A 21,422-nucleotide genomic window follows, 5' to 3' on the forward strand; every position below is an offset into this window, starting at 1 on the left:
GAGCCGCACCGGCTGGTGGGCGCCCGCAGCGGCATGCCGCTGGTGGTCGGCGTGGGCGAAGGCGAGAACTTCCTGGCGTCCGACGCGATGGCGCTGTCCGGCGTCACGGACCGCATCGCCTATCTCGAGAACGGCGACGTGGTGGACGTGCAGCTGCACCGCTACTGGATCGTCGATGCCGCCGGCCAGCGCGTGGAGCGCCCCGTGGCGCGGGTGGCGGCGCACGGCAGCAGCGCCGAGCTCGGCCCGTACCGCTACTACATGCAGAAGGAGATCTTCGAGCAGCCGCAGGCGGTGGCCGACACCTTGCAGGACGTCACCGCGGTCATGCCGGAGCTGTTCGGCGACAAGGCGTGGCGCGTGTTCAACGCGGTCGACTCGGTGCTGCTGCTGGCGTGCGGCGGCAGCTATCACGCCGCGCTGACGGCCAAGTACTGGATCGAAAGCCTGGCCGGGCTGCCGGTCAGCGTGGAGATCGCGAGCGAGTTCCGCTACCGCGAAAGCGTGCCGAACCCGAACGCGCTCGTCGTCGCGGTATCCCAGAGCGGCGAGACCGCCGACGTGCTCGGCGCGCTCGAGGTGGCCCGCCAGCTGGGCATGCGCCACACGCTGGCGATCTGCAACGTGCCGACCAGCGCGCTGGTGCGGGAATGCGCGCTGACCTTCATCACGCGGGCCGGCGTGGAGATCGGCGTGGCCTCCACCAAGGCCTTCACCACGCAGCTGGTGGCGCTGTTCCTGCTCGCCCTGACGCTGGCGCAGATCCGCGGGCGGCTTTCCGCGCAGGACGAACAGCACCACCTGCGCGCGCTGCGCCACCTGCCGGACGCCATGCGCCAGGTGCTGGCGCTGGAGCCGCAGATCATGGCCTGGTCCGAACTGCTGGCGCGCCGCGAGAACATGCTGTTCCTGGGCCGCGGCATGCACTACCCGGTGGCGATGGAAGGCGCGCTGAAGATGAAGGAAATCTCGTACATCCATGCCGAGGCCTATCCGGCCGGCGAGCTCAAGCACGGCCCGCTGGCGCTGGTCAGCGACGAGATGCCCGTGGTCGCGGTCGCGCCCAACGACCGCCTGCTGGAAAAGCTCAAGTCGAACATGCACGAGGTCAGCGCGCGCAGCGGGCGGCTGTTCGTCTTCGCCGACAGCGACTGCGGCATCGCGCCGAGCCCCGGCATCGAAGTGCTGCGCCTCACGGAATACTACGGGCCGCTGTCGCCGATCCTGCACACGATCCCGATGCAGTTGCTGGCCTACCATGCCGCGCTGGCGCGCGGAACCGACATCGACAAGCCGCGCAACCTGGCGAAATCGGTGACGGTGGAGTAGCGATGTTGCCGGCGCAGTGACGCCGTGGCGGGCCTGGACATGCCGGGAAAGCCGCATGCCCCGTCCCCGCACCCCGAATCCTGTCGGAACGGCACGACAGGCAACACGCAAGAAGTGACTCAAAGCCGATTCTTCGCGAGCAAATGTGAATGATGCACCGCCACAACGATGTTTTTGAGCAAACACTCCAATCCGCCCACTAGACAGGATTGGATTAGGGTTTATACTTACACCTGTCTCCTCCTTGTCTCCAACGACATGGATTCAACCCGCCCTTCGGGGCGGGTTTATTTTTTTCCGCCTCCGTTCGACTTCATCCGCAGGCCGCCGCCCCCGGCGTTCAGAGCATGAAACGTTTTGCAGCATTCGCCACGGCAAGCTGGTCGGCAGCCGCGCTGGTCTATTTCGGGCAGCACTCGACGGCCATGCTGGCCATGAGCGCCATCGTCGCCCTGGCCGGGCTGGACATCGCTTCCAGCCTCTGACCGGCACGCGGTCCCGCGCTCCATCGTTCTCCCCGCTTCGCCGCTGCGCGCCGTTTACCGCGCCGCCTTGACTGCCGACCATATATGAAGGTAGCCTTCACAGCTAACCTTCATAATTTCCCGCGACCGACATGACCGCCCCGCACACGGATTCCGACGCCGCGCACGCCCTGGCCGCCGAACTGCGCGTGGTGCTGGGCAAGCTGACCCGGCGGCTGCGCGAGAAGTCGCATTTCAGCCATCTCACCTGGACCCAGTTGCGCGTGCTGCTGCGGCTGGAGCGCGAAGGGCCGGCGACGGTATCGGCGCTGGCGCGGGCCGAGGGCATGCGCCCGCAATCGATGGGCGAGACGGTTGCCGTGCTCAAGGCGGCCGGGCTCGTCAGCGGCGCGCCCGATCCCAGCGACGGGCGGCAGACCGTCCTGTCGCTCACGCCGGCCTGCGCCGAGGCGGTCCGGGCCGGCCGCGCGGCGCGCGAGGACTGGCTGTTCCATGCCATCGAGACCCGGCTCGCGCCGGCCGAGCAGGATGCGCTCGCCGCGGCCGTCGCGCTGCTGGCGCGGCTGGTGGCGTCCTGACGCCGCCGCCCGACGCACGACATCGCACTCGCCGCTCCCCCTTCCCAAGGAAACGCCATGACAACGACCACGCTCGACCCCAGGACCGCCCTCATCGTCATCGACCTGCAGCAGGGCATCGTGTCCTACCCCACGGTCCATCCCATCGGCGAGGTGGTGAAGAACGCCGGCGCGCTGGCCGCCGCCTTCCGCGGCCACGGCCTGCCGGTGGTGCTGGTCAACGTGGCCGGCGGCGCGCCGGGGCGGGCCGAGCAGACGCGCAACTTCGGGCAGCTTCCGCCCGGCTGGGCCGACCTCGTGCCCGAACTGGACCGCCAGCCGGGCGACCACCTCGTGACCAAGCGGACCTGGGGGGCGTTTACCGGCACCGGCCTCGACGCGCACCTCAAGGGCCTGGGCGTCACGCAGGTCGTCATTGCCGGCGTGTCCACCAGCATCGGCGTGGAATCGACCGCGCGGCAGGCGCACGAACTCGGCTACAACGTCACGCTCGCGCTGGACGCCATCACCGACATGCGCCCGGACGCGCACGCCAACAGCGTCGCGCGGATCTTCCCGCGGCTGGGCGAGACCGGCACCACGCGCGAGATCGCCGAATTGCTCGGCGGGACCCGCGCATGAGCGCCGCCGCGGCACGGCGCGCGCGGGCGCCATGACGGACGGCACCCGCGGCGCGGCGTGAAGGCGCCGCGTTTCCCTGCCCGGCCAGCCAAAGCAGCGCTTCGCGCCGGAATGCGCTACGCTGCATGCCTGCGGTGTCCCGCCCTGCCATCCCATGCTTTTATGACAGTTGTCACAATCTCTTCATACGGGGAAGCAGGATGGCTACCCTCCCCCGCTATAGAATCGAACCCTAACTGGAGGAATAAAACGATGCCCAAAAAGCCAAGGAAGGTCGAGGAGTCAATCCCGGCTACTACCACGGCGCAAGGCCTGATCGCCCTGCTCGACCATATCGCCAACGCGACCGCCCAAGGCCAGCTGGACCCCGAGTTCGCCCGCAAGCTGGGCAAGCGGGCCCGCAAGGAAGCCGATGCGCTGGTCGCGGACGAAGTATTCTCCGCCGCGCACGGCGCGCAGGTGACGGCAGCGCTGCAGTCGCTGGAAGGCGCCATCGCCGACAGCGAAGGCGGCCTGCTGGGCAAGGCAGTGAAGCGCCTGCGCGACGCCGACAAGCGCGCGGCGGAAACCCCGGGCGCCTGAGCGTCCCCGCCACGGAGCGGGCTTGCGGCCCGGCCCGTGACTGGTCCTGCGCGCATCCACGTCCGTGCCGCGCGGGACCAGGTTGCAGCGGGGCATCGTCCAGCCATTATTTCGACAGTTATTTAAATATTGAAATCAGTACGGCCGCGTGGCCAACCGGAACCTGAACCTGACCGTGCGCGCCCGGATCCAGGGCGGATCCGGGGCCTGGGGTCGGGAATCAGGGATCGGGAGAAATGGCGCGCGCGCCGTGGCGCACGGGTGTCCCGGCATGCGCCTGTTTCACCGGGTCCGGCGCGGCGGCGCGCGCCTCGGCGGCGGAAATGGGCTGGAACGCGCCCGGCACGACGCGCGCCGCCACCTTGCGCGCGCCCGCCTCGCCCGGCCCCTCGGCGGCCGTGGCCGCCGCGGCGCTGCCGGAGGCCGGCCCGAGCGGCTCCGGACCCGCGCGCCGGTCATGGCAGATCCACATCGCGCGCTGCGGCACGTCGTTGAAATTGCCGTCGCTGGCGGCGAGGATGCGCGCCCAGACCTCGGGCGTGGAGCTGCGCCACACGCCGCACAGCAGGCGGCGAAAGCGCGGATCGCGCGCGGCCTGCCGCTCGATGCGGCCGATGAACGCGGGGCCGTGATATTCGATGAGGTCTTCGAGTTCGCCGGCGGCCAGGGCGCCGAGCACGCGCTCGTTGCCGGTGCGGGTCAGGATCTCCAGCACCAGCGCCCACAACTGGTCGGGGTCGTTGACGCAGAGCCAGTCGCAGGCCTGCCAGACCCAGAACGAACGCACTTCATGCCGGCCGATGGCCGGATCGTAGCGGCTGTAACGCTCGATGTAAGCGTTGACCAGGCGCTTTTGCTCATGGGTTTCCATCGTCCCCCCGGACTACCCGCCTGAAAAACGAATGGGTCCGGCCGGCGACCGCCGCCGCGCCCTGTCCCGGGCGACGGCCGGCAGCCGGTCCGGCTTGCCCCTGTCCGCCAGCGGCTCCGCGCTGGTCGACTCATGTACTGCCCCGGCTGTCCCCTCTGTACCGGGCCCCGCCCGGCAGCCACCCGTGCAGGCTGCCTCGCCACAACCGCCACCATGCCGCCGCCTGCAATCGGGCGGCGGATCCCCTGCGGCGGATCCAGAACAATGATAGGCGGCAATCCCTCGCCCGGATGAGTGAGCGGGGGCCGGGGCGGGTTAACCATGAGAATGCCCCGCCGCCGGCTCCGCGCTCCAGCGCTCTTGCCACGCCATCCTGCCCGCTTGCCGGCCACCTCCCACCCGCTCGCCGCGCCCAGCAGCGGCCATGCCATCTGTGAGAAGATGTCGGCCAGCCCCAGCAAGCAGGGAGATCGCCATGTCATCCGATCGACGCCGGTTCCTTCGCCACAGCACCTGTCTCGCCGCGGCCCTGACCGGCCTGTCCGGCAGCGCCTGGCCCGCCGCGGGGCCGCATGCGCCGGGCCCGCTGCGCCGCCTGATTCCCGGCGGCCGCGAGACCCTGCCCGTGATCGGCATGGGCACCTCCGACACCTTCAACGTGGGCACCGAGGCGAGCGAGCGCGCCCCGCTGGCCGAGGTGCTGGCGCTGCTGCTGCAGACGCCCGGCGCCGTCATCGATACCGCGCCCAGCTACGGCAGCGCGGAGGCCGTCACCGGCGACCTGCTGCGCAGCGCGCAGGCCCGCGCCAAGGTGTTCCTCGCCACCAAGATTTCCACCTCGGCCGGCAGTCCGGCGCAGGCGCAGTGGGCGCAATCGCTGCGCGACCTGCGCAGCGACAGCGTGGACCTGCTCCAGGTGCACAACCTGATCGACTGGCGCGACAACCTGCGCTTGCTGCGCCAGCTCAAGGAACAGGGCAAGACGCGCTATGTCGGCATCACCCACTACCGCGAGGACGCGCACGAGGCGCTGATCCAGATCGTGCGCGCCGAGCGCCTGGACTTCGTCCAGCTCAACTACTCGCTGGCCGAGCGCAATGCCGAGCGCACGCTGCTGCCGCTGTGCCAGGAGCGCGGCGTGGCGGTGCTGGTCAACCGCCCGTTCCAGGACGGGCGGCTGTTCCGCGCGGTCAGGGACCGGCCGCTGCCGCCGCTGGCGGCCGAGCTCGACTGCGCCTCCTGGGGCCAGCTGTTCCTGAAATTCATCGTCAGCCATCCGGCGGTGACGGCGGCCATCCCCGCCACCTCCAAGCCGAGGAACATGCAGGACAATCTCGGCGCCGGCTTCGGCCGCATGCCCGACGCCGGCCAGCGCGCGCAGATCGCCGCGCTGCTGGCCTGAACCGGCCATGAGCGCACCGACCCTGGCAGCCCGCCGCGGCCTCGGCATCCAGCCCGGCGAAGGCAGCGCCGTGGTGGCCGGCTTCCTGTTCTTCTTCTGCCTGTTCGCCAGCTATTTCATGCTGCGCCCGGTGCGCGAGACGATGGGCATCGCCGGCGGCGTGCGGAACCTGCAGTGGCTGTTTACCGCCACCTTCGTGGTGATGCTGGTGGCGATTCCCATCTACGGCCTGTGCAGCGCGCGCCTGCCGCGCCGCCGCTTCGTGCCGTGGGTGTACGCGTTCTTCGTCGCCAACCTGGTGGGCTTCGCGCTGGCCACGCGCGCCGCGCCCGACAACCTGTGGCTGGCGCGCGCGTTCTACGTGTGGCTGTCGGTGTTCAACCTGTTCGTGGTGTCGGTGGCGTGGAGCCTGATGGCGGACGTGTTCCGCCCGGGCCAGGCGCGGCGCCTGTTCGCGCTGCTGGCCGCGGGCGCCAGCGCGGGCGGGCTGGCCGGCCCGGTGCTGGGCGGCTGGCTGGTGCCGCGCATCGGCCTGACCGGGCTGATGCTGCTGTCGGCCGCGCTGCTGGCGGCCACGCTGCCGGGCGCGGGCTTCCTGTTCGGCTGGCGCCGGCGCGCCGGCGCGGGCGTGCCGGTGGCCAACGACCCGGTGCTGCCGCAGGACCCGGCCCGGCCCATCGGCGGTGGCCTGTGGGCCGGGCTGACGCTGGTGGCGCGCTCGCGCTACCTGCTCGGCATCGGCCTGTTCGTGATCCTGCTGGCCACCGCCAGCACCTTCCTCTACTTCGAGCAGGCCCGGCTGGTGGCGCAGACCTTCCCCAGCCGCACGCAGCAGACCCAGGTGTTCAGCGCCATCGACGCCGTGGTGCAGGGCCTGACCATCCTGGTCCAGGTGTTTTTCTCGGGGCGCATCGCCCGGCGCTACGGCGTGACCATGCTGCTCGGCGCGGTGCCGCTGGCCACCGGCCTGGGTTTCCTCGCGCTGGCGCTGTGGCCCGCCTTCGGCGTGCTGGCGGCGGTCATGATCCTGCGCCGCGTGGGCGAATACGCGCTGCTGCGCCCGGGGCGCGAGATGCTGTTCACGGTGGTGGACGCCGAGACCAAGTACAAGGCCAAGAACGTCATCGACACCGCGGTCTACCGCGCCGGCGACGCCGTCAGCGCATGGATCAAGACGGCCATCGACGCCTTCTCCGGCCATCCCGCCGTGGTGGCGTTCACCGGCGCCGTGCTGGCGCTGGGCTGGGCCTGGCTGGGCTGGTGGCTGGGCCGCCGGCACGAAGGCCGCGCCGGCACCGAGCCGCCGGCCGCGCGGCTGGAAGCGGCGCCCGGGCGGCCCGGCGGCGCATGAGATTGCGGGCCTTGCGCACGGCCGCGCGCGCGTGGCTGCCTGCCGCTGCGCTTGCCACGGTCCTGGCCGCCGCGGGCTGCGCCGGTCCGCCCGCTCCCGCACTCACTCCCGCGCCGGGCCCGGCCGCGCTGGCGCTGCTCGGCGAGCAGCGCATCGCCCTGCGCCAGCCGTTCCGGGACACCATCGTCGGCGGCCTGTCCGGGATCGACTACGACGCCCGCTCCGGCACGTGGTTCCTGGTCAGCGACGACCGCTCGGCGCTCGGCCCGGCGCGCCTCTACACCGCCACGATGCGCTACGACGCGAACGGGTTCCACGCGCTTGCGCTCGACGGCGTGATCGTGCCGCGGCAAGCCGACGGCACCGTTTTTCCGGGCCGCCGGCAATGGCTCGAGGGCCGCGGCGAGGTGCCGGACTTCGAAGCCGTGCGCATCGATCCACAGGACGGCAGCCTGTGGCTGGCCACCGAGGGCGACTGCTCGCTCAAGGAAGACCCGGCCGTCATCCACGTGGCGCGCGACGGCCGCTACCTGTCCCGCATCGCCGCGCCTGCGATGTTCGCCATGTGCCGGCAGGCGGGCTACGGCTCGCGCGACAACCTGACCTTCGAGGGCCTGAGTTTCTCGCATGACGGCAGCTCGCTGTGGGTGGCGATGGAAGGCCCGCTGCAGCAGGACGGCCCGGAACCCGCGCGCGGCCACGGCGCCGTCGCGCGCATCACCGAGTTCGCGCGCGACGGCCGCGTGCTGCGGCAGGTCGCCTACCCCGTCGATGCCATCCCCGCGATGCCCGGGCAGGACGTGCCGGCCAACAATGGCGTCACCGAGATCCTGGCGGTGGACGCGCACCGCCTGCTGGTGCTCGAGCGGGCCGCGGTGCGCCAACCCGACGGCAGCTTCGCCAACGACATCCGCCTGTACGAGATGGACCTGCGCGGCGCCAGCGACATCCGCGACCTGCCCGCGCTGGCGGGCGCGGACTACGTGCCGGCGCGCAAGCGGCTGGTGTCCGGCCTGCGCAAGCTGGCGCTGCCGCGGCTGGACAACCTGGAAGGACTGGCCTGGGGACCGAAGACGGGGCGCGGATGCGCCACGCTGGCGATGGTGTCGGACGACAACTTCAACCCGCGGCAGGTCATGCAGGTGCTGGCCTTCGACGTGCTACCGGACAGCGGCATCTGCCCGCCATGAACGTCGCCAGAACACGGGGGCTGGTCCGCGAACCGGCTTCTTTTGGCCTCTTTTAGCCTCCTCCCGCTCCCCGCCACCCCGGCGAACGCCGATAATGGTGACGGAATATTACCAACCCGGCAGCAAGCACCAATGAGATTCCCCATGAAAACACACCGGATCCTCGCCAGGGCAGCCGTGCTCGGCGCCAGCCTCGCCGCCCTCGCCCTGGGCGGCATCGCCCACGCGCAACTGCCACCGCCCCAGCCGCAAAGGCCGCAGGGCGAGCGCGCCACCGCCACGCCGCTGCCGGCGCAGCCCGCGCCGCACAAGCGACACAAGCACAAGCACCGGCATCACCACAAGAAGGCGCAGCCGTCGCCGGGCGCCCAGCCGTCGGCCGTGCCGGCGCCCGCGGCTGGGCCGCAGCCGTCCCCGCCGCCGCGCCCGGCGCCCTGAGCCCGGCGCGCGCGCAGGGGGCGGCACGGGTCGGGCCGGCGTTACATCTGCTAACCGCGCCGTAATATTGCAGTGACACCTTGGGCCTAGCATGACTTCATGGCCAGCGCGCTTGCGCCGGCCGCCATCAGGATCAGGAGCCAGTCATGCGCAATCCCACTCGTGCCAGCCGTGCAGTCCGTGCCATCGGCGCCGGCCTGCTTGCCGCCTCGCTGCTCGCGGCCGGTCCCGCCTCGGCACACGGGCGCGATCATGGCCGTGGCGGCGGCGGCGGTGCCGCCGCGGTGCTGGCCATCGGCGCGCTGGTCGGCCTGGCCGTCGGCGCGGCCGTGGCCAGCCAGCCGGTGATGGCCGCCGCGCCCGCGCCGGCCTACGCGCCGCCCCCGGGCTACTGCTACAGCAACTACGACCGCGCCTACGTGCCGTGCGGCCCGCAGCCGGTGCAGGCCGTGCCGTACTACCAGCAGCAGCCCTATCCGCAGCAGTACCAGCAGCCGTATCCGTCCTACTGAGCTGGCACACGCGCCGCCGCGCGGCCCTCGGGGCTGCGCGGGCGCGCCGTCTTCCCGCCGCCGGCCACATCTCTCCCCGCCCGTTCCTCCCCCTCCCGCCCGCGCGGCGCGCCTCCGTCCGGCATTTTCATTCAATGAAAATTTCCAGCCATTGTTTGACGCTGAAACCAGCACGTGAATAAGATCACCGCCAGCAGTTTTCAATAAACAAAACGCCGCGGCGCACCGACGCACGCGGCAATGCCACCATGCGCCGCCATCCTGGCGGCGCCTGCGAGGAGACAACCATGAACCGACGCGCCACCCTGCGCCTGGCCGCGCTGGCCTGTGCCGCCCTGTGCGCCCCGCTCGCGCTGACCGCGCTGCCGACCAGCGCGGCTCACGCGGCCGAAGCCTATCCGTCCAGGCCGATCCGGCTGGTGGTGCCGTTCACGCCGGGCGGCACCACCGACATCCTCGCGCGGCTGGTCGCGCTCAAGCTCGGCGAGGCGCTGGGCCAGACCGTGGTGGTGGACAACCGGCCCGGCGCCGGCGGCAACATCGGCGCCGAAGCCGTGGCCAAGGCCGCGCCGGACGGCTACACGCTGCTGATGGGCACGCTCGGCACGCAGGTCACCAACCAGTTCATCTACGCGCGCATGCCCTATGACTCGGGCAAGGATTTCGCGCCGGTCACGCTGGTGGCCAACTCGCCCAACGTGCTGCTGACCAACGCCACGCTGCCGGTCAAGTCGGTGGCCGAGCTGATCGCGCTGGCGAAGCAGCAGCCGGGCAAGCTCAACTATGCGTCCACCAGCACCGGCGGCTCGCCGCATCTTTCCGGCGAGCTGCTCGACAGCATGGCCGGCGTGAAGATGCAGCACGTGCCGTACAAGGGCGCCGCGCCCGCCATGACCGACCTGCTGGCCGGCCAGGTCAACCTCATGTACGACAACCTGCCCTCGGCGCTGGCGCAGATCCAGGCCGGCAAGGTGCGCGCGCTGGCCGTGACCACGCCGCAGCGCGCGCCGGTGCTGCCGGACGTGCCGACGGTGGCGGAATCGGGCCTGCCCGGCTACGTGGTGAACTCCTGGTTCGGCCTGCTGGCGCCGGCCGGCACGCCGGCCGCGCTGGTGGCGCGCATCCAGCAGGCGGTGGCGCGCATCCTGGCCACGCCGGAGGTGCGGCAGCGCGTCGAGCAGCTTGGCGCGGTGCCGGGCGGCGACACGCCGGCCGCCTTCGCGGCGGTGATCCGCGCCGATACCGAGAAATGGTCGCGCGTCATCAAGAACGCGGGCATCCAGGCGCAATAGCCGGCCGCCCCACAGACAAGGAATTCCTCATGGCAACAAGGACCATCCGCATCGGCTCGGGCTCGGGCTGGTGGGGCGACCGCGTGGAACCCGCGGCGCTGAGCGCGCAGCACGGCCGGCTCGACTTTCTCTGCTTCGAGACGATGGCGGAAGCCACGGTCTCCGCGGCGCAGGTGCGCAAGCGCCGCGACGCCAGCTTCGAAGGCTACGACACCTATCTCGACGAGCGCATGCGCGCGGTGCTGCCGCACTGCATCGCGCAGGGCACGCGCATCGTCAGCAACCAGGGCTGGATCAACCCGCTCGGCGCGGCGCGGCGCATCGCGCAGCTGTGCGGGGAGCTTGGCCTGCCGCGCGTGAAGATCGCCGCGATCACCACCACCGACCTGACCGGCACCATCTGCGACCAGGCGCTGGAGATCCTGGAGAGCGGCGCGCCCATCGCCACGCTGCGCGAGTCGCTGATCTCGGCCGAGCCCTACGAGGGCGCCGCGCCCATCGTGCGCGCGCTCGAAGCCGGCGCGCAGATCGTGGTCACGGGGCGCGTGGCCGATCCCTCGCTGTTCCTCGCGCCGATGATGCACAGCTTCGGCTGGCGCGCCGACGACACGGCGCTGCTGGCGCGCGGCAGCGCCATCGGCCACCTGCTCGAATGCGGCGCCCAGGTGACCGGCGGCTACTTCGGCGACCCCGGCTACAAGGACGTGCCCGAGCCCTGGAACCTGGCCTTCCCCATCGCCGAGGTGGACGCCGAAGGTACCGCCGTGATCTCCAAGGTGGCCGGCACCGGCGGGCGCATCGACCTGCAGACGGTGAAGGAGCAGATGTTCTACGAGGTGCACGACCCGCGCCGCTACATCACGCCGGACGTGGTGGTGGACTTCACCACGGCGCAGCTCGAGCAGGTCGCGCCCGACCAGGTCCGCATCGGCGGCGTGGGCGGCGCGCCGCGCACGCCCACGCTCAAGGTCTCGCTGGGCTGCACCGAGGGCTTCATCGGCGAGGACATGTTCTTCTACGCCGGTCCCGGCTGCCTGGAAAAGGCGCGCCTGGCCAAGACCATCCTCGAGCACCGCTTCCGCCTGGCCGGGCTGCGGGCCGAGGCGCTGCGCATCGACTTCCTCGGCGTCAATGCCATCCACGGCGACGCCTCGCCAGCGCCGGCCTGCGAGCCCAACGAGATCGCCGTGCGCGTGGCCGCGCGCACGCGCACGCGCGCCGAGGCCGCCAAGGTCGGCCGCGAGATCGACAGCATGGCGGTGTGCGGGCTGGCCTCCACCGGCAAGCGCGTGCCGCACCAGGAACGCACGCGCGAGATCATCGGCGTGTGGTCCGCGCTGGTGCCGCGCGAGCAGGTCAGCTCCGACATCCACTACCTTTGAGGCAACCCGCGATGAAGGTTTCACTGAGGCGCCTCGCGCATACCCGCTCCGGCGACAAGGGCGACATTTCCAACACGGCGGTGATCGCCTACGACCCGGCCTTCTATCCCCATCTCAAGGCACAGCTCACCGCCGCCGCCTTCAAGGCGCTGTACGGCGGCGTGGTCAGCGGCAAGGTGGAGCGCTTCGAGGCCGACGGCCTGCAGGTGCTGAACTTCGTGGCGCATGGCGCGCTGGGCGGCGGCGTCTCGCGCAGCCTGGCGCTCGACAACTACGGCAAGGCGCTGGCGAGCGCGGTGCTGCGCTTCGAGGTGGAAGTGCCGGAAGAACTGGCGCCGCTGCTGCGCGGGCCGGCCGGCTGAGCACGCCGCGCGCCTCAGTCCACCAGCACGCGGCGCGCCCACGCGCTGGTGACGCGCCGCGCTTCCTCCTTGAGCACACGCGCCATCTTCGCCTCGCGCGCCAGGATGCGCTCGCTGAGCGCCGCCACGCTCAAGGCGCCGATGGGCCGGCCCTCGTAGTCCAGCAGCGGCACGGCGATGCCGCCCATCTTGTCCACCACCCAGTCCAGGAACAGCGCGTAGCCGCGGCCGCGCGCCGCGTCGATCTGCTCGCCGATCACCTCGGCGTTCAGGCGCGGATAGCGCGCGCGCTGGCTCTTGCCCAGGCGGAAGCGCGCGGCGCGCTCGGCCTCGGGCATCCACGCCAGCACCGCCAGGCTGCCGGCGCCCACGCCGAGCGGACGCCGCGTGCCGATCTCCACGTAGTTGGCGCGGATCGGGAAGGTGCCCAGCTCGATGTCCGCCACCACCGATTCGCCGCGGCTGGCCAGCGTCAGCACCGCGGTGTCCCCGAATACCTCGACCAGCCGCTCCAGGCTCGGCCGCGCCAGCGCGCGCAGGTCCACGCGGCGCTGCGCCACGTCGGCCAGCTGGAAGATTTCCGGGCCGATGCCGAAGCGGCGGCCGGCATCGCGCGTGACGAAGCCCTCCGCCACCAGCAGCTCCAGCAGGCGCGAGGCGGTGGCCGGATCGAGGCCGGTGGCGCGCGCCACGTCGGACAGGCGGCGCACCTGCGGGTCGGACAGGGCGCGCAGGATCCACAGCGCGCGCTGCACGGGAGAGGCGCGCGAGGCGGGAGGCATAGCTGGCGGCGGCGTCGGATCGTCTGTCATGAGCCGGTCATTTAAGCGGTTGCCTCGCCGGCGGTCAATCGGGAGCACTCCGGCCCTCGCCCGCGGCCAGCCCGCGATTCCGGCCAATCTGGGGGCGGCGCGGGCCAAATCCGCCGCCTCGGGCGCCAACGGCCAGCCGGATGGTCGTATAGTCTTCCCCTGACGAACGAATCGCCCCCGCGCCGCGCCTCCCCATGCCGGCGCCGGGCTCGTTGCGCCCCGACACACACCGTGCCGGCCAGCCGGCCGCCGCCACACGACAAGGAAAACCGATCATGAAGACCAAAGCCGCCATCGCCTGGAAAGCCGGCGCCCCGCTGACCGTGGAAGACGTCGACCTGGACGGCCCGCGCGCCGGCGAAGTGCTGGTGGAGATCAAGGCCACCGGCATCTGCCATACCGACTACTACACGCTCTCGGGCGCCGACCCCGAAGGCATCTTCCCGGCCATCCTCGGCCACGAGGGCGCCGGCATCGTCACCGACGTGGGCCCGGGCGTGACCTCGCTCAGGCCCGGCGACCACGTGATCCCCCTCTACACGCCGGAATGCCGCCAGTGCAAGTTCTGCCTGTCGCGCAAGACCAACCTGTGCCAGGCCATCCGCGCCACCCAGGGCAAGGGCCTGATGCCGGACGGCACCTCGCGCTTTTCCATCGGCGGCAAGCCCATCTTCCACTACATGGGCACCTCCACCTTCGCCAACCACATCGTGGTGCCGGAGATCGCGCTGGCCAAGATCCGCCCGGACGCGCCGTTCGACAAGGTCTGCTACATCGGCTGCGGCGTGACCACCGGCGTGGGCGCGGTGCTGTTCACGGCCAAGGTCGAAGCCGGCGCCAACGTGGTGGTGTTCGGCCTCGGCGGCATCGGCCTGAACGTGATCCAGGCGGCCAAGATGGTGGGCGCCGACAAGATCATCGGCGTGGACCTGAACCCGGGCCGCGAGGCGATGGCGCGCAAGTTCGGCATGACGCATTTCATCAACCCGAACGAGGTCGAGAACGTGGTCGACCACATCATCCAGCTCACCGACGGCGGCGCCGACTACTCGTTCGAGTGCATCGGCAACACCAAGGTCATGCGCCAGGCGCTGGAGTGCTGCCACAAGGGCTGGGGCAAGTCGATCATCATCGGCGTGGCCGAGGCCGGCGCGGAAATCTCCACGCGCCCGTTCCAGCTCGTGACCGGGCGCGAATGGAAGGGCTCGGCCTTCGGCGGCGCGCGCGGCCGCACCGACGTGCCCCGGATCGTCGACTGGTACATGGAAGGCAAGCTCAACATCGACGACCTGATCACCCACACGCTGCCGCTGGAGCGCATCAACGAAGGCTTCGACCTGATGAAGCGCGGCGAGTCGATCCGCTCGGTGGTGCTGTACTGAGGCCGGCCATGAGCACGCTCGAACTGCTCTCGGAGCACGGCTGCTTCGGCGGCGTGCAGCGCTTCTACCGGCATGCCTCGCAGGCCATCGGCCTGCCGATGCGCTTCTCGGTGTTCCTGCCGGCGGCGGCGCTGGCCGCGCCGGCGCGGCGCCTGCCCGCGCTGTTCTACCTCGCGGGCCTGACCTGCACCGAGGAAACCTTCATGATCAAGGCCGGCGCGCAGCGCTTCGCCGCCGAGCACGGCCTGATCCTGGTGGCGCCCGATACCAGCCCGCGCGACACCGGCATCGCCGGCGAGGCCGAGTCGTGGGACTTCGGCGCCGGCGCGGGCTTCTACCTCGACGCCACGCAGGCGCCGTGGAGCCGCTACTGGCGCATGGAGAGCTACGTCACGCAGGAACTGTTCGGCATCGTCACCGGCGAACTGCCGGCCGACCCGCGGCGCGTCGGCGTGTTCGGCCACTCGATGGGCGGGCACGGCGCGCTGGTGCTGGCGCAGCGCCATCCACAGCGCTTCCGCTCGGTGTCCGCGTTCGCGCCGATCGCCGCGCCCACGCGCTGCCCGTGGGGCGAGAAGGCCTTCAGCCGCTACCTCGGCGACGACCGCGCGGCCTGGGCGCAGTACGATGCCGCGGCGCTGATGTCGCGCCAGGGCGCGGCGCCCTTCCCGGGCGGCATCCTGGTCGACCAGGGCCTGGCCGACAAATTCCTCGCCGAGCAGTTGCACCCGGAAGCGCTGGAGGCCGCCTGCGCCGCCGCCGGACAGCCGCTCACGCTGCGCCGCCACGCGGGCTACGACCACGGCTACTACTTCATCTCGACCTTCGTCGAGGATCACATCCGGCACCACGCGGCGCAGCTCTAGCGGCGCAAGGGCAGCGGGCGCCGCCTGCGTAATACGTTGAAACACGCCGGCGCGCGCTGAAACGCAACGCTACGTTGCCGACGTTGCGGCGCGTCCGCGCGCGCTGCTAGCATCCGCCGGATCGCTTGCCAGCCCGCCCCGGAGGACCGCCATGACCCGCATCGCCCAACCGCTCCGACTGATCTGCCTGACGGCCGCGCTGTCGCTGCCGGCCGCCGTGTTCGCCCAGGGCTCGCCCGCCACCGGCGACGAGGCCATCAACGCGATCAACAGCAACTTCGCGCGCATGACGCCGGGGCCGCGCACGGTGGACAGCATCAACCGGGAACTGCGGCAGAACCATGCCGCGCCCGTGGGCGGCGGTGGCGGCGGCATGCGCGGCCGCGGACGCGGCCGCCAGCGCTCGCAGGACGGCGCGGCGGATGGCGCGAACGGCGGAGCCGGCAGCGGAACCAGCAGCGCGGCAACCAGCGGCGCGAGCCAGGATGGCGGCGGCCTGCGCACCAGCCTGCCGGGAACCGCCGGCACGGGCGCGGTGCCGGCCGCCACCCAGTAACGGCACGCCGGCCGTGGCCGCGCATGGCCGGCCGATGCACTATGATTAGCGCTTCTTTTCCGACCCGCCCGGCGCGCGCACCGGGCAACGCCATGACCGCCAACGACAACAAGGCGCCGCCGATGAACGTGAAGACGGCGCTGCGCGTGCTCGAGATCATCGAAACGTTCGCGCGCGAGCGCCGCGCGCTCTCGCTCTCGGAGCTGGCCCGGCTGCTGGCGGTGCCGGCGTCGAGCTGCCTGGCGCTGATCCGCACCCTCACCTCGCTGGGCTATCTCTACGAGACCGGGCGCCGCCAGGGCTATTACCCGACCGGGCGCCTGCTGGCGATGGCCCAGCAGATCGCGCGGCACGACCCGGTGCTGGACCGCGTGCACGGCACCATGAACGAGCTGCGCGCCGCCACCGGCGAGACGGTGGTGATCGGCAAGCTGCACGAAGGGAAATGGGTGGTGTACCTGGACGTGCTGGAGTCCCCGCACGCCATCCGCTACATCGCCACCGCGGGCGAGCGGCGCGACCTGCATGCCAACTCGATCGGCAAGGCGCTACTGTCGGCGATGCCCGAGGACGAGCGCCGCGCGCTGATCGCGCAGCTGGGCTTCGAGCGCTTCACGCCGCGCACGGTGGCCGACGCGGCCCAGCTCGAGGCCGAGCTGAAGGCGTCGGCCGAGCGCGGCTGCTTCGTCAACCTGGGCGAGTCGCTGCCCGACGTGGGCGCGCTGGCGTGGCCGGTGCGGCTGTCGGGCGAGTGCTACGGGATCTCGATCGCCGGCCCGGCCTACCGCATCGAGCCGGCGCTCACGCGCTTCTCGGCCATGCTGCGCACCGCCTGCTCCACGCTGGAGCGCGACGAGCGCAACCGCTTCTCCAAGTAGCGCCCGCGCCCGGGATCAGGCCGCGCGCGGCGTCTCCGCCCCGCCGTTCTGGCGCAGCAGGTCGCGCAGCTCGTTGATGACCGGGAACACCTCGTGGTTCCAGTCGGCGCCCTGGGCATCGTGCGCGGCCTGCTCCATCTCGACGATCTCGCGGTCTTCCTTGAAGATGCGCTCGGTAAACCAGACCAGCAGCGGCCAGGCCAGGTCCAGCGCGCCGGGAATGCCCGGCTTCTTGATCGACAGCAGGCCGAAGGTGCGGTTGGTGCGCTGCTCGGCGTCGAGCGGCACGTAGACGATCCACAGGTCCATCACCAGCGTGCCTTCCGCGGTGCGGATCTGCAGCGTCTGGTAGGGATAGCTGGTGCGCACCGTCATCACGTCCTTGTTGTTCTGGCCGCCGCCCTTGCCGCTGCCGAACACCAGCGCCTCGCCCACCGGCTGCTTGCCTTCCTCGCGCGAGAAGGTGTAGTCCACCTCGACCCAGCCGTCGCCGCGCCGGCGGCCCAGCGAGCGCGCGCGCATCTGCCCCATCTGGCGGCGGTGCAGGAACTGGTGGTTCATGTCCATCAGGTTCTCGTGCATGAACGAGTAGTGGCACTTGACCTCGCGGCCGAAGCGGCGGGTCTTGTAGGCCTTGTCGGCGACCGAGCCGAGCGCGGGCAGCGGGGTCTCGTCGGCCAGCACGGCGCTGCCCGGGAAGACGAAGATCAGGCCTTCGGCCTCGCGGCACGGATAGGCGCGCACGCCGTTGGGCAGGCGCTCGCGGCCCAGGTAGGGCACGTCGATGCAGCTGCCGGTGCAATCGTAGGTCCAGCCGTGATAGCAGCAGCGAATCGATTCGCCGGCCACCACGCCTTCGTGCAGCGGCACCTGCCGGTGCGCGCAGCGGTCTTCGAGCGCGAACACGGAGCCGGACTCCGTGCGCACCAGCACGATGGGCTCGCCGGCGAAACGCACGCCGTGCGCCTTGCCGCGCTTGACTTCGCGCGACCAGGCCAGCGGATACCAGTGATCGGGGTGGATCGCGACGCGGCGCAGGTCGCGAAGGGGCGCTTCGGCAGGGCTATCGTTGGCACTGCTGTCAAGCAACGGGACTGCATGCATGGGGGACATTCTCCTCGCGTAGTCGGGAATCCGGGAATCTCGGTGAGCCGGTTGCATGGGCGGAGGGCGCTCGCACTGCCCAGTCTACCCGAAGGCACGCGATCCGGATGTAGGAAGGTCGCCGACGCCACTGCGGCGGCCCTGCCGGCGGCGTGACGGTCAGGCCGCTTGCGCGGCGGCGAGGCGCCAGTAGCGCAGGCCCGCCGGCAAGGCGCCGGCGAGCGCGGGCGGCGGCCCGGCGCACAGCGCCAGCATGGCGCCGCCGTGCTGCCAGGTGCAGGCGTTGGCGGCATGGCCGGCGCCGCCGTCCTGCGAGATGGCCGCAGAGACGGCCGGAGACACAGCCGGAGAAACGGCCACCGCGTGGCCCAGCATGGTCTGGAACAGCGCGCCGCCGGCGCGCTTGAGCCAGGCTTCCTTGAGGGTCCAGAGTTCGAAGAACGCGGCCAGCCGCGCGGTCTCGTCGGCGGCGAGCAGGGCCGGCATGGCGGCGCGCTCGGCGGCGCTGCTGACCGCCCCGATCAGGGCGTCGAGGCCGCGGCGCGGACGCACGCACTCGAGGTCGAGCCCGAGCGGCGCATGGCCCGCGGCGCAGGCGACCAGGCCGCCGGAATGGGAAATCGAGACATGCGCGGGCACCGGCCCGCTGGCGCGCGGCGGGCCGTCCGGCGCGGCGTCGAGCGACCAGTCCTGCCAGGCGCCGCCGCAGGCCTGCGCCAGCAGCGCGCGCGCCAGCCAGCGCCCGGCCACGAACTGCGCGGCGCGCGGGCCGGCGCGCAGCTCGCCGAGCCGGCGCGCCTCCTGCGCGCTCATCCAGCGCGCGGGCGGCGGCGCCAGCGCCGCCGTGGCGTCCACGTCCGCCACCCGCACGTGGACCGCCCCAGGTTGCACGATTGGCGGCATGGCGCGCTTCAGCCGCGGGCGGCGTCGCCCGTCACCGGGCGGCGACGCGGGCGTAGGTGCCCTTGAGCGCGACGCCGGCCACCACGGCGCCGGCGTGGCATTCGTACTCGGTCGCGCTGGCGACCTCGGTCTTCTTGTAGTAGCTCACCACGTTGACCACGGCGTTGACGCCGAGCGACCTGGCCTTGTCCTGGAACGCGATCAGCGCCGACAGCGCGGCCCAGCGGCAGGCTTCCTCGTCGCTCTTGCCGAAGCTGTTGGTCTTGCGGTTGGACACGTCCTCCTCCTTGCTTTCGAGCACCTTGGGCTTGCCCTGGCCGGCCAGGAAGAACTTGACCGAACCGTCGAGCTTTTCCTGCGCCTCGGGCATGTCCAGCACATCCTTGAACGGCAGCATGTACCTGGTGTCGCGCGCCGCGGCGGGCGTGGACAGCAGCATGGCAACCGCGGCGGTCGCGGCCAGGATCGGGAGAGCGTGCTTCATTGACCTTCCTTTGTTGGTTTTGTCGATCAGGAAAAAACGCGGGCGGCCCCGCCGGGGAGCCGCCCGGGTCCGGCTACCCGCGCCAGCGGCGGAACACCAGCGAGGTGTTGATGCCGCCGAACGCGAAATTGTTGCTCATGGCGTAGTCGATATCGAGCCGGCGGCCCGCGCCCATGATGTGGTCGAGCGGCGCGCAGCGCGGGTCCGGCGTGGCCAGGTTGATGGTGGGCGCGAACCAGCCCTCGCGCATCATCTCGATGGTCATCCACGCTTCCAGCGCGCCGCACGCGCCCAGCGTATGGCCCAGGTAGCTCTTGAGCGAGCTGACCGGCACCGCGCCGCCCAGCACTTCCGCGGTGGCGTGCGACTCGGCGATGTCGCCCTGGTCGGTGGCGGTGCCGTGGGCATTGACGTAGCCGATGGCCGACGGCGCCACGCCGGCGTCCTCGAGCGCCAGGCGCATGGCCTGCGCCATCGTGCCGGCCTGGGGCTGGGTCACGTGCGCGCCGTCGCTGTTGGTGCCGAAGCCGACCAGCTCCGCCAGGATGCGCGCGCCGCGCGCCTGCGCGTGCTCCAGCTCCTCCAGCAGCAGCGTGCCGGCGCCCTCGCCCAGCACCAGGCCGTCGCGCTCGCTGTCGAACGGGCGCGGCGTGGTGTGGGGCGCGTCGTTGCAGGTGCTGGTGGCGAACAGCGTGTCGAACACCGCGGCCTCGGTCGGGTCGAGCTCCTCCGCGCCGCCGGCCAGCATCGCCACCTGGCGCCCGCTGCGGATGGCCTCGTAGGCGTAGCCGATGCCCTGGCTGCCCGAGGTGCAGGCGCTGGAGGTGGTGATGATGCGCCCGGTGATGCCGAAGAACACGCCGATGTTGACCGCCGTGGTGTGCGGCATCATGCGGATGTAGGTGGTGGCGCTGATGTCCTCGGTGGTGCGCTCGTTCATCATGCGGCCGAAGTCGGCCACCGCCGCCGGCGTGCCGGTCGACGAGCCGTAGGCGATGCCGAGCCTGCCGCCGGTGACCAGCGGATCGCCGAGCAGGCCCGCCTGCCGCAGCGCGGCCTCGCTGGCCAGCACCGACATCACGGCCACGCGCCCCATCGCGCGCGTGGCCTTGCGCGTGTAGTGCGCGGGCAGCGCGAACGGCGGCACGGGCGCCGCCAGCTGCGTGTTCAGGCCCTTGTATTCCTGCCAGCCGGGCATGTGCACGACGGCGTTGCGGCCCTGCGCCAGGCGCTCGCGCACGGTGGCCCAGTCATTGCCCAGCGCGCTGACCGCGCCGGTTCCGGTAACGACGACGCGCTTCATCCGAACATCCCCCCGTTGACCGAGATCACCTGGCGCGTGATGTAGCCGGCGTCGGCGGACATCAGGAAGGCCACCGTGGCGGCCACCTCGTCCGGCGTGCCCATGCGGCGCGCCGGGATCATGCGCAGCGCTTCCTCCAGCACGTGCGGCTCCACCATCTCGGTGTCGATCAGGCCCGGCGCCACGCAGTTGACGGTGATGTTGCGCTTGGCCAGCTCGATGGCCAGCGCCTTGGTGGCGCCGATGATGCCGGCCTTGGCCGCGCTGTAGTTGGCCTGCCCGCGGTTGCCCACCAGTCCGGAGACCGAGGACAGCGTGACGATGCGGCCCGGCTTGCGCCGCTGCACCATCGGCATCACCACGGGATTGAGCACGTTGTAGAAGGCATCGAGGTTGGTGTGGATGACTTCGTCCCACTCCTCGCCGGTCATGGCCGGGAAGGCGGCATCGCGCGCGATGCCGGCGTTGCACACCACGCCGTAGTAGCAGCCGTGCGCCTCGATGTCGGCCAGCAGCGCGGCGGCGGCCTGCTCGCGCTGGCGCACGTCGAAGCACAGCACGCGCGCGCCGCGGCCGAGCGCGCGCACCGCGTCGGCGACCGATTCGGCCTCTTCGCGCCGCGCGCGGCAATGCACCACCACATCGCAGCCCTCGCGCGCCAGGCGCAGCGCGATGGCGCGGCCGATGCCGCGCGATGACCCTGTGACGAGCACGGTCCGGTTCGTCATGGTTGTTGTCC

24 protein-coding genes are annotated in these 21,422 nt (G+C 71.5%); 17 read left to right on the plus strand and 7 right to left on the minus strand.

The genetic code is table 11. The annotated features are described in order from the left end of the window. The 5 genes from glmS to K206_RS0113000 form a co-directional block, all read left to right on the plus strand. Positions 1-1,329, plus strand: a 1,329-nt coding sequence (glmS, locus tag K206_RS0112980; protein WP_020202845.1) for a glutamine--fructose-6-phosphate transaminase (isomerizing), incomplete at its 5' end; no start/stop codon positions are given. Between the two features lie 347 nt (positions 1,330-1,676). Beyond that, entirely contained in the window at positions 1,677-1,814 is a 138-nt protein-coding gene (locus K206_RS43685; protein WP_020202846.1) for a hypothetical protein, read from the plus strand. Between the two features lie 131 nt (positions 1,815-1,945). Continuing rightward, positions 1,946-2,392 (plus strand): MarR family winged helix-turn-helix transcriptional regulator, encoded by a 447-nt coding sequence (locus K206_RS0112990; protein WP_020202847.1) that lies wholly within the window; start codon positions 1,946-1,948, stop codon positions 2,390-2,392. Between the two features lie 57 nt (positions 2,393-2,449). Beyond that, complete coding sequence (locus tag K206_RS0112995; RefSeq protein WP_020202848.1) at positions 2,450-3,013, plus strand: cysteine hydrolase family protein; 564 nt, start codon at positions 2,450-2,452, stop codon at positions 3,011-3,013. A gap of 252 nt (positions 3,014-3,265) precedes the next feature. Further along, positions 3,266-3,595, plus strand: coding sequence for a hypothetical protein (locus K206_RS0113000; protein ID WP_020202849.1), 330 nt, complete (start codon positions 3,266-3,268; stop codon positions 3,593-3,595). A 220-nt stretch (positions 3,596-3,815) separates the two neighbouring features. On the opposite strand, the gene K206_RS40855 is transcribed toward K206_RS0113000, so the two are convergent. Continuing rightward, complete coding sequence (locus K206_RS40855; protein ID WP_020202850.1) at positions 3,816-4,466, minus strand: DUF6869 domain-containing protein; 651 nt, start codon at positions 4,464-4,466, stop codon at positions 3,816-3,818. 475 nt (positions 4,467-4,941) lie between these two features. On the opposite strand from K206_RS40855, the gene K206_RS0113010 reads away from it, so the two are divergent. From K206_RS0113010 to K206_RS0113045, 8 genes are all read left to right on the plus strand, one after another. After that, the gene (locus tag K206_RS0113010) at positions 4,942-5,868 is read left to right on the plus strand and encodes an aldo/keto reductase (protein ID WP_020202851.1); all 927 of its coding nucleotides are present in this window, start codon (positions 4,942-4,944) and stop codon (positions 5,866-5,868) included. A 7-nt stretch (positions 5,869-5,875) separates the two neighbouring features. Next, positions 5,876-7,219 carry an NTP/NDP exchange transporter gene (locus K206_RS0113015; protein ID WP_020202852.1) on the plus strand — a complete coding sequence of 448 codons (1,344 nt, stop codon included), beginning with the start codon at positions 5,876-5,878 and terminating at the stop codon, positions 7,217-7,219. An 11-nt stretch (positions 7,220-7,230) separates the two neighbouring features. Continuing rightward, positions 7,231-8,409 (plus strand): esterase-like activity of phytase family protein, encoded by a 1,179-nt coding sequence (locus K206_RS0113020; protein ID WP_020202853.1) that lies wholly within the window; start codon positions 7,231-7,233, stop codon positions 8,407-8,409. Between the two features lie 144 nt (positions 8,410-8,553). Further along, on the plus strand, positions 8,554-8,847 hold the full coding sequence (locus K206_RS0113025) for a hypothetical protein (RefSeq protein ID WP_063826836.1): 294 nt from the start codon (positions 8,554-8,556) through the stop codon (positions 8,845-8,847). Positions 8,848-8,993: 146 nt separating this feature from the next. Then, positions 8,994-9,359, plus strand: a complete 366-nt coding sequence (locus K206_RS0113030) for a hypothetical protein (RefSeq protein ID WP_020202855.1) — start codon at positions 8,994-8,996, stop codon at positions 9,357-9,359. A 287-nt stretch (positions 9,360-9,646) separates the two neighbouring features. After that, on the plus strand, positions 9,647-10,651 hold the full coding sequence (locus tag K206_RS0113035) for a tripartite tricarboxylate transporter substrate binding protein (RefSeq protein ID WP_020202856.1): 1,005 nt from the start codon (positions 9,647-9,649) through the stop codon (positions 10,649-10,651). A gap of 29 nt (positions 10,652-10,680) precedes the next feature. Next, positions 10,681-12,033, plus strand: coding sequence for an acyclic terpene utilization AtuA family protein (locus tag K206_RS0113040; protein WP_020202857.1), 1,353 nt, complete (start codon positions 10,681-10,683; stop codon positions 12,031-12,033). Between the two features lie 11 nt (positions 12,034-12,044). Further along, positions 12,045-12,395, plus strand: a complete 351-nt coding sequence (locus K206_RS0113045; protein WP_020202858.1) for a hypothetical protein — start codon at positions 12,045-12,047, stop codon at positions 12,393-12,395. 14 nt (positions 12,396-12,409) lie between these two features. Here K206_RS0113045 and K206_RS0113050 read toward each other — a convergent pair whose 3' ends face one another. Then, on the minus strand, positions 12,410-13,207 hold the full coding sequence (locus K206_RS0113050) for an IclR family transcriptional regulator (protein ID WP_231401603.1): 798 nt from the start codon (positions 13,205-13,207) through the stop codon (positions 12,410-12,412). Between the two features lie 275 nt (positions 13,208-13,482). On the opposite strand from K206_RS0113050, the gene K206_RS0113055 reads away from it, so the two are divergent. From K206_RS0113055 to K206_RS0113070, 4 genes are all read left to right on the plus strand, one after another. Further along, the gene (locus K206_RS0113055) at positions 13,483-14,589 is read left to right on the plus strand and encodes an S-(hydroxymethyl)glutathione dehydrogenase/class III alcohol dehydrogenase (protein WP_020202860.1); all 1,107 of its coding nucleotides are present in this window, start codon (positions 13,483-13,485) and stop codon (positions 14,587-14,589) included. Between the two features lie 8 nt (positions 14,590-14,597). Continuing rightward, positions 14,598-15,455, plus strand: coding sequence for an S-formylglutathione hydrolase (gene fghA, locus K206_RS0113060; protein WP_020202861.1), 858 nt, complete (start codon positions 14,598-14,600; stop codon positions 15,453-15,455). A 151-nt stretch (positions 15,456-15,606) separates the two neighbouring features. Continuing rightward, positions 15,607-16,011, plus strand: a complete 405-nt coding sequence (locus K206_RS0113065) for a hypothetical protein (RefSeq protein WP_020202862.1) — start codon at positions 15,607-15,609, stop codon at positions 16,009-16,011. Positions 16,012-16,133: 122 nt separating this feature from the next. Next, positions 16,134-16,889, plus strand: coding sequence for an IclR family transcriptional regulator (locus K206_RS0113070; RefSeq protein ID WP_029043576.1), 756 nt, complete (start codon positions 16,134-16,136; stop codon positions 16,887-16,889). Positions 16,890-16,904: 15 nt separating this feature from the next. Here K206_RS0113070 and K206_RS0113075 read toward each other — a convergent pair whose 3' ends face one another. The 5 genes from K206_RS0113075 to fabG all read right to left on the minus strand — a co-directional run bounded on the left by K206_RS0113075 (position 16,905) and on the right by fabG (position 21,411). Continuing rightward, the gene (locus K206_RS0113075; RefSeq protein WP_029043577.1) at positions 16,905-17,993 is read right to left on the minus strand and encodes an aromatic ring-hydroxylating dioxygenase subunit alpha; all 1,089 of its coding nucleotides are present in this window, start codon (positions 17,991-17,993) and stop codon (positions 16,905-16,907) included. Positions 17,994-18,152: 159 nt separating this feature from the next. Then, a complete protein-coding gene (locus K206_RS0113080; RefSeq protein WP_029043578.1) occupies positions 18,153-18,896 on the minus strand; it encodes a 4'-phosphopantetheinyl transferase superfamily protein in 744 nt (247 codons plus the stop codon). Between the two features lie 31 nt (positions 18,897-18,927). After that, positions 18,928-19,380, minus strand: a complete 453-nt coding sequence (locus K206_RS0113085; RefSeq protein WP_020202866.1) for a hypothetical protein — start codon at positions 19,378-19,380, stop codon at positions 18,928-18,930. A gap of 73 nt (positions 19,381-19,453) precedes the next feature. Then, positions 19,454-20,683: a beta-ketoacyl-ACP synthase gene (locus K206_RS0113090; protein WP_020202867.1), complete on the minus strand. Its 1,230-nt coding sequence runs from the start codon at positions 20,681-20,683 to the stop codon at positions 19,454-19,456. Continuing rightward, positions 20,680-21,411, minus strand: a complete 732-nt coding sequence (gene fabG / locus K206_RS0113095) for a 3-oxoacyl-ACP reductase FabG (protein WP_020202868.1) — start codon at positions 21,409-21,411, stop codon at positions 20,680-20,682. The genes K206_RS0113090 and fabG overlap by 4 nt, the downstream gene beginning before the upstream one ends. Positions 21,412-21,422 lie beyond the last annotated feature (11 nt).

The sequence above is a fragment of the Cupriavidus sp. WS genome (assembly GCF_000395345.1).
In the GTDB taxonomy this organism is placed as follows: Bacteria; Pseudomonadota; Gammaproteobacteria; order Burkholderiales; family Burkholderiaceae; genus Cupriavidus; species Cupriavidus basilensis_B.

Excerpts from the sequence above, each read along its gene's own strand:
- K206_RS0113065 (WP_020202862.1), top strand. The coding sequence starts at position 15,607 with ATGACCCGCATCGCCCAACCGCTCCGACTGATCTGCCTGACGGCCGCG.
- K206_RS0113085 (WP_020202866.1), bottom strand. The coding sequence starts at position 19,380 with ATGAAGCACGCTCTCCCGATCCTGGCCGCGACCGCCGCGGTTGCCATG.
- K206_RS0113050 (WP_231401603.1), bottom strand. The coding sequence starts at position 13,207 with ATGACAGACGATCCGACGCCGCCGCCAGCTATGCCTCCCGCCTCGCGC.
- K206_RS0113030 (WP_020202855.1), top strand. The coding sequence starts at position 8,994 with ATGCGCAATCCCACTCGTGCCAGCCGTGCAGTCCGTGCCATCGGCGCC.
- K206_RS0113075 (WP_029043577.1), bottom strand. The coding sequence starts at position 17,993 with ATGCATGCAGTCCCGTTGCTTGACAGCAGTGCCAACGATAGCCCTGCC.
- K206_RS0113035 (WP_020202856.1), top strand. The coding sequence starts at position 9,647 with ATGAACCGACGCGCCACCCTGCGCCTGGCCGCGCTGGCCTGTGCCGCC.
- K206_RS0113045 (WP_020202858.1), top strand. The coding sequence starts at position 12,045 with ATGAAGGTTTCACTGAGGCGCCTCGCGCATACCCGCTCCGGCGACAAG.
- fghA (WP_020202861.1), top strand. The coding sequence starts at position 14,598 with ATGAGCACGCTCGAACTGCTCTCGGAGCACGGCTGCTTCGGCGGCGTG.
- K206_RS0113040 (WP_020202857.1), top strand. The coding sequence starts at position 10,681 with ATGGCAACAAGGACCATCCGCATCGGCTCGGGCTCGGGCTGGTGGGGC.
- K206_RS0113015 (WP_020202852.1), top strand. The coding sequence starts at position 5,876 with ATGAGCGCACCGACCCTGGCAGCCCGCCGCGGCCTCGGCATCCAGCCC.
- K206_RS0112995 (WP_020202848.1), top strand. The coding sequence starts at position 2,450 with ATGACAACGACCACGCTCGACCCCAGGACCGCCCTCATCGTCATCGAC.
- K206_RS0113090 (WP_020202867.1), bottom strand. The coding sequence starts at position 20,683 with ATGAAGCGCGTCGTCGTTACCGGAACCGGCGCGGTCAGCGCGCTGGGC.
- K206_RS0113000 (WP_020202849.1), top strand. The coding sequence starts at position 3,266 with ATGCCCAAAAAGCCAAGGAAGGTCGAGGAGTCAATCCCGGCTACTACC.
- K206_RS0113025 (WP_063826836.1), top strand. The coding sequence starts at position 8,554 with ATGAAAACACACCGGATCCTCGCCAGGGCAGCCGTGCTCGGCGCCAGC.
- K206_RS0113080 (WP_029043578.1), bottom strand. The coding sequence starts at position 18,896 with ATGCCGCCAATCGTGCAACCTGGGGCGGTCCACGTGCGGGTGGCGGAC.
- K206_RS0112990 (WP_020202847.1), top strand. The coding sequence starts at position 1,946 with ATGACCGCCCCGCACACGGATTCCGACGCCGCGCACGCCCTGGCCGCC.
- K206_RS0113055 (WP_020202860.1), top strand. The coding sequence starts at position 13,483 with ATGAAGACCAAAGCCGCCATCGCCTGGAAAGCCGGCGCCCCGCTGACC.
- K206_RS0113010 (WP_020202851.1), top strand. The coding sequence starts at position 4,942 with ATGTCATCCGATCGACGCCGGTTCCTTCGCCACAGCACCTGTCTCGCC.
- K206_RS0113070 (WP_029043576.1), top strand. The coding sequence starts at position 16,134 with ATGAACGTGAAGACGGCGCTGCGCGTGCTCGAGATCATCGAAACGTTC.
- fabG (WP_020202868.1), bottom strand. The coding sequence starts at position 21,411 with ATGACGAACCGGACCGTGCTCGTCACAGGGTCATCGCGCGGCATCGGC.
- K206_RS40855 (WP_020202850.1), bottom strand. The coding sequence starts at position 4,466 with ATGGAAACCCATGAGCAAAAGCGCCTGGTCAACGCTTACATCGAGCGT.
- K206_RS43685 (WP_020202846.1), top strand. The coding sequence starts at position 1,677 with ATGAAACGTTTTGCAGCATTCGCCACGGCAAGCTGGTCGGCAGCCGCG.